This is a genomic window from Candidatus Methylomirabilota bacterium, assembly GCA_036002485.1.
GTDB lineage: Bacteria > Methylomirabilota > Methylomirabilia > Rokubacteriales > CSP1-6 > AR37.
This window is the reverse complement of the sequence record DASYTI010000023.1, coordinates 1-5,707: the sequence shown is the minus strand read 5'-3', so window position 1 is coordinate 5,707 and position 5,707 is coordinate 1. Positions and strand designations below refer to the sequence as shown.

The following is a 5,707-nucleotide window of genomic DNA, read 5'->3' as shown; positions in this document are numbered from 1 at the left end:
CCGCATTGACACCGGGGAGGCCGGTCGAATACCCTCGGCGCGAGTTGGCCCCACTGTCTTTCCGATCGAGTCGAACAGGACACGCATGAGGCGTCCACCGCTGGTCGTGGTGTTCGTGGGTCTGTTCGTCATCGCCCTTGGTGAAACCGCGGGCGCGGTCATGTCACAGCTGCGCCCGCAGATCGTGCGCTACGCGCAGGCGCGCGTGGCGGCGAACCCGCAACCTCACGGCCTCTCCGGCTCCGCCGAGTACGACCTCGAGGTCAGGGCTCGGGCCGTCTATTCCGCCGAGGCGGGGCTGTCGTTCTTTCACACCCACGCGCAGGGGCTGGGTCCCCTCGTGATCTTCGCGAGCACGGTCACGGCCAGTGTCGTCCGGTGGCGGCGGGCCCGCGGCGCCCTCTACGCCCTTTTTGCCGTCGGCGCGTTCTTCCCGCTCGGGTATCTCGCGTACTCCGTGGCGGCGCTCGAGTGGGGGCGGGAGGCCGGCATCGAGATCGTGGAGCGCTACGTCCTGACGCCCCTGGGCAGCGCCGCCATCGTCGGGCTCGTGACACTGGCCGTGCTCATGGTCGCGGGTCGCCGTCGAGGGCGGACGGCGTGACGGGCCCCGTCTCCGAGGTCTGGCGCCTGCCGCCTCTCGCCTCGCTCCTGGCCGCCATTCTCCTGATCGCGTGCGCCGAGGTGGGCGGCGCGTCCATGGTGAGATTCAAGCTCGATCTGACGCGCTGGGCACGCTCCGTCATGCTGGCGCGGCCGGCCGCGCACGGGCTGGTCGGGGTGCGCGACGTCGACGAGCAGGTCATCGACGAGGCGCTGGTGAAATTCGATGCAGGCTTGCGGCTCTTCCACCTGCACGCCGAGGGCATGGGCTTGGTCATCATCGCCACGACCATGACCGCCGCCACGCTGGTCCGCTCCGACGCGGCCCGCCGGACGCTCATCGTCCTTTTCACCGTCGGCGGCGCCGGGTACCCCTTCGGTTACCTGCTCTGGAGCGGATTGATCCCTTTCTACGGCATCCAGGCGGGCAAGACGGTCGCCGAGTGGCTCGTGTGGATACCCTTCGGGGGGGCGGCGATCGTGGCCGCCTGGTGGCTCGCGGTGCTGCTCGGCGCGCGCCTGGTGAGGAGGGCATGATGCGGCGCATTTGCGACCGCTCGCCCCGTGTGCGGTCTGTCCTCGCGGCCGTGGCATTGGCCGCCATCGCCGCAGAGCCGGCCGCGGCCCATCACGTCGGCGCGTACGTTCCTCGCGACAACGAGATCTCGGCCAACTTCAAGCAGATCAAGTTCTCGATCCAGGCTCGGAAATTCGACGTCGCCCTACGCCTCTTCGAGACGGGGGCGGTCCGTGCCGAGATGCGCGCGCAGGCCGCGCGCCTGCCCGCGGGCCTGGAGGAGGCGACGCGGGGCGCCCTCGGCGCGGGGGACGGGGCTCGAGGCGAGCGCTGTCTCATGGTGTTCTTCGCCGCGCTCGTCCGGGACCTCGCCCTCGACGCCGACCGCCGCCTCGCGGGCACGAAGGAGGCCGCCGCGGTGCGAGTCGCGGCCGGGCAGAAGTTCCTCGAGGCGATCTGGCGTTACTACAACCTGGTGGACTTTGCCGTCACCCAGTACGACCCAAAGGCCGCGGTGGCCGTGCGGCTGGCGTTCGACGAGGCGGAAGGCTACGCTCAGGGCGGGAAGGCCGCCGGGGGAGGCAGTGTCGGTCCGGAGGCGAGAGGGGTGACGGCACGCGCCGTGACGGCACCCGACCCCGAGAAGATGCGCGAGCCGCTCCAGCGGATGGCGCGGACCCTGTCGGGGCTGATCGAAACGTCCACCACCGCCTGGCGGTAGTTGCGAGCCGAGGAGGGCCGTACGCTATGCCCCCCGCGCCGCGAGGCGAGCCTTACAACAAAGGAGAGACTCATGAGGAACACGAAGGTTCTTGCGGTGCTCGGGTCGTGCGCGTTGCTTGCGTGGCTGGCCGCGCCGGCGGCCGCTCAGAAGGTCGTCAAGATCGGCGACCTCGGCTCGAAGGTGGGCGTCTTCGAGGGTTATGGGAAATACCAGACCATGGCCATCCAGCTCGCCGTCGACGAGGTGAACGCTCGGGGCGGCGTGCTCGGCCACAGGATCGAGATCATCTCGGAGGACGATGAGACCAAGCCTGCCCCCGCGGTGCGCAAGGCCGAGAAGCTGATCCTGCAGGACGACGTCAAGCTCCTCATCGGGGCGGTGTCCAGCGGGGCCACCATGGCGGTGATGGACGTGACGAAGAAGCACAAGGTCGTCCACTGGAACACCGTCTCGTGCGCCGAGTTCATGCGGACCACCAAGTTCCACAAGTACTACTTCTCGAACCAGCCCGATTCTCGCATGCAGGCCAACGGGCTCGCCAAGTACATCGTCGACAAGATGGGCAAGCGCGTCTACATCTTCTACACGGACTACGCCATGGGGCAGTCCGACGGCCGGCAGTTCAAGACGGCGCTCGAGAAGCTCGGGGGCGAGGTGGTCGGGGTGGCGGGGGCGCCGCTCGACACCAAGGACTTCAGCCCGTGGTTCGGCGCCATCAACCAGACCAACCCGGACGTGCTCTTCGTGGCCTTCGCGGGCACGGACTCGCTCCGTCTCATGACGCAGCTCCACTCCTTCGGTATGACCAAGAAGTACAAGCTGGCGGGCATCGACTGCTTCCTCCTGCAACAGGATCTACCGGCCATCGCCGAGCCCATGGAGGGCTTCGTCCAGCTCGCGCACTACTCCCCCTACAATCCGGATCCGAACATGCAGGCGTTCAACGCCAAGTTCAAGAAGAAGTTCGGCGTGGACGCCAACATCATGGCCGGGGCCTACGATGCCGTGCTCTTCTGGGCGGCCGCGGTGGAGAAGGTGAAGAGCTTCGACTCCGACAAGGTGGCGGAGGCGCAGGAAGGCATGTGCCTCGACAATACCCATATCGGCCGGCAGTGCATCAGGAAGGAAGACCATCAGGTCGTCATGGACATGCACCTCTATCAGGTGAAGGGCGGCAAGAACCTGCCCATCGCCACGCTCCAGGGCAAGGACACCATCGGCGAGCCGATGGTAGGCAAAGACCCCGTGGAAGGCTTCACCTGGGAGCTCAAGAAAAAGTAGCGCCGAGCGCCATTCATGAACGCTCTCGTGCTGTCCAATGCACCCCCTCACCCTGCCCTCTCCCCCTCCAGGGGAGAGGGATTCTTGTTAGCTTCCTCGCGCGAGGACAGGGCCCCATTTCCAATCCCTCTCCCCCATCGGGGGAGAGGGCAGAGAACATCCTCGTTTCGCGGCTCTCTTCACTCCTATCCCTCTCCCCCATCGGGGGAGAAGCCAGAGAACATCCTTGTCTCGCGGCTCTCTTCACTCTGATCCCTCTCCCCCATCGGGGGAGAGGGTAGGGTGAGGGGGCAGGGTCGTAGGCGTTGGAGTATCTGATCGCGGTCCTGCTGCCGCAGCTCCTGCACGGCGTGGTCTTCGGCGCCGCGCTGGGGCTGCTGGCGCTGGGCCTGACGGTGATCTTCGGGCTCCTCGGCGTGATGAACTTCGCGCACGGAGAGCTCTACATGTTCGGCGCGTACGCCGGGATCGTCGTGATCGGGCTGACGAACTCGTTCTGGGTCGCCCTCGTGGCCGCCCCGCTCCTCGTGGCCGCCCTCGGCGCCGTCACCGAGGTCGCCACCCTCCGGCCCCTCTACCGGCGCGAGCCGCTCTACGGGCTCATCATCACCTTCGGCCTGGCCCTCATCTTCCGCGAGGGCGCGCGCCAGCTCTTCGGCGGGGACATGCGCCGGATCCTCCCGCCCATCGAGGGCTCGATTCCGCTTCTGGGCATGACCTATCCGAAGTACCGGCTCTTCCTGCTCGCCGCCTCCTCCATCCTCCTCCTGGCCATCTGGCTCTTCTTTACCCGGACGCGGGCCGGCATCATCGTGCGCGCCGCCGTCCAGGACGCCGAGATGCTCGACGGCCTCGGCGTCAACGTGCCGCGTGTCTTCACGCTGACCTTCGCCGGCTCCGCGGCCCTCGCCGCCCTCGCGGGCCTGTTGCTGGCCCCCGTGTTCACCGTGTATCCCCAGATGGGTGTCGAGATGATCCTGCTCGCCTTCATCGTCGTGATCCTGGGGGGAATGGGCTCGCTGGGCGGCTCGGTCGTCGCCGCCTTCGTGATCGGCATCACCCAGAGCCTGCTCACGCTCTGGATGAACCCGCAGCGCGTGGCCATCGCCATCTTCGGGATCATGATCGTGGTCCTCATCGTCCGCCCACGCGGCTTCTTCGGCCGCGAAGGTGTCCTTGAGTAGGCTCCTCTCCTGGCGGGGGTGGCTCGTCTTCGTGGCCCTGGCCGCGCTGCCCCTGACCCCGTGGATGTCGAAGTACTACATGCTGCTGGCCTTCGACGCGCTCCTGTTCGGGGCGGTGGCCATGAGCCTGGATCTCCTGATGGGTTACACGGGCCTGGTCTCCTTCGGCCACGCGGCGTTTTTCGGCCTGGGCGCCTACTCGACGGCCGTGCTGCTCGAGCGCGGCATGCTTTCCCTCTGGCTCTGCCTGGGGCTCGCTGTCGTCGTCGTCGGGCTCTACGCGCTCACCGTGAGCTACTTCGCCACCACCCGGCGCGGCATCTACTTCGCGCTCCTCACCCTCATCTTCGCCGAGGTGATCTACACCTTCTTTCGCTACACGCAGACCTTCGGCGGCTCCGACGGCATCCAGGGCCTGCCGTCGTTTCAGGTGCTGCCGGGGATCGCCATCGACGCCCCTGCGCGGCTCTACTATCTCGTCGTCGTGTACCTCCTGCTCGCGTACCTCGCGTGCCACGTGCTCGTCCGTTCGCACTTCGGCCAGGTGCTCGTGGCCATCCGCGAGAACGAGGACCGGGCGCGCTTCCTCGGCTACAATGTTCAGCGCTACAAGATGGGGGTGTGCCTGATCTCGGCGGTCCTGACCGGACTCGCCGGCGCCCTGTACCCGGGCCGCGCGGCCTACGCCACGCCCGATCTCCTGCACTGGAGCATCTCCGGCGAGTTTCTCATCATGGTCATGATCGGCGGCCTCGGGACTCTTGTCGGCCCCATCATCGGCGGCGCGTTCTTCATCGTGCTCCAGGAGAAGATCTCCTCGTACGTGCAGTGGTACAACATCGTGGTCGGGGTGGTGCTGGTGCTGATCGTGCTCTTCGTGCCGCGCGGGCTTCTGGGTCTGCGCCAGGCCCTGCGTGAACGACTCCGCGGGGAGGCCGCCGGATGAGCGCTTGCGCGAAGAAGCCCGACCGGCCCGCGATATCTTCCACCGCAACGGCAGACAGATGATGCTCGAGGTCGAGGGCGTGTCGAAGAGCTTTGGCGCCCTCGCCGCCCTGTCCGGCGTCAGCCTCATGGTCAGGGTGGGCGAGGTGTTCTCCGTCATCGGCCCCAACGGGGCAGGCAAGTCGACGCTCTTCAACGTCATCAGCGGCCTGCACACTCCCACGGCCGGCCGTGTCGTCTTCCGGGGCAAGGAGGTCACGGGCCTCGCGCCCGAGGTCATCAACCGGCGGGGCCTCGCGAAGACGTTCCAGATCACGAACATCTTCCCCGGCATCTCCGTGTACGACAACGTGCGCGTGGCCGCGCAATCGCGCATACGCGTCTCGGGCCACCTGCCGGCGCTCTGGCGGCTTCCCGATGTCGAAGGGCCCGTCATGGAGCTCCTGGACGCCC

At 67.3% G+C, this 5,707-nt stretch carries 7 protein-coding genes; all 7 read left to right on the top strand.

Annotation, left to right across the window (positions count from 1 at the left end; all coding sequences use genetic code 11):
* Positions 1-85 precede the first annotated feature (85 nt).
* A complete protein-coding gene (locus VGT00_02565; protein ID HEV8530280.1) occupies positions 86-604 on the top strand; it encodes a hypothetical protein in 519 nt (172 codons plus the stop codon).
* Positions 601-1,140 (top strand): hypothetical protein, encoded by a 540-nt coding sequence (locus tag VGT00_02560; protein HEV8530279.1) that lies wholly within the window; start codon positions 601-603, stop codon positions 1,138-1,140. The genes VGT00_02565 and VGT00_02560 overlap by 4 nt, the downstream gene beginning before the upstream one ends.
* Positions 1,137-1,841, top strand: a complete 705-nt coding sequence (locus VGT00_02555; GenBank protein HEV8530278.1) for a hypothetical protein — start codon at positions 1,137-1,139, stop codon at positions 1,839-1,841. The genes VGT00_02560 and VGT00_02555 overlap by 4 nt, the downstream gene beginning before the upstream one ends.
* Positions 1,842-1,913: 72 nt before the next feature.
* Positions 1,914-3,125, top strand: a complete 1,212-nt coding sequence (locus tag VGT00_02550; protein ID HEV8530277.1) for an ABC transporter substrate-binding protein — start codon at positions 1,914-1,916, stop codon at positions 3,123-3,125.
* Between the two features lie 305 nt (positions 3,126-3,430).
* Complete coding sequence (locus tag VGT00_02545) at positions 3,431-4,309, top strand: branched-chain amino acid ABC transporter permease (GenBank protein ID HEV8530276.1); 879 nt, start codon at positions 3,431-3,433, stop codon at positions 4,307-4,309.
* Complete coding sequence (locus VGT00_02540) at positions 4,302-5,255, top strand: branched-chain amino acid ABC transporter permease (GenBank protein ID HEV8530275.1); 954 nt, start codon at positions 4,302-4,304, stop codon at positions 5,253-5,255. Before VGT00_02545 ends, VGT00_02540 begins: the two co-directional genes overlap by 8 nt.
* A gap of 4 nt (positions 5,256-5,259) precedes the next feature.
* Positions 5,260-5,707, top strand: a 448-nt coding sequence (locus tag VGT00_02535) for an ATP-binding cassette domain-containing protein (protein ID HEV8530274.1), incomplete at its 3' end; no start/stop codon positions are given.

Excerpts from the sequence above, each read along its gene's own strand:
- VGT00_02550 (HEV8530277.1), top strand. The coding sequence starts at position 1,914 with ATGAGGAACACGAAGGTTCTTGCGGTGCTCGGGTCGTGCGCGTTGCTT.
- VGT00_02565 (HEV8530280.1), top strand. The coding sequence starts at position 86 with ATGAGGCGTCCACCGCTGGTCGTGGTGTTCGTGGGTCTGTTCGTCATC.
- VGT00_02555 (HEV8530278.1), top strand. The coding sequence starts at position 1,137 with ATGATGCGGCGCATTTGCGACCGCTCGCCCCGTGTGCGGTCTGTCCTC.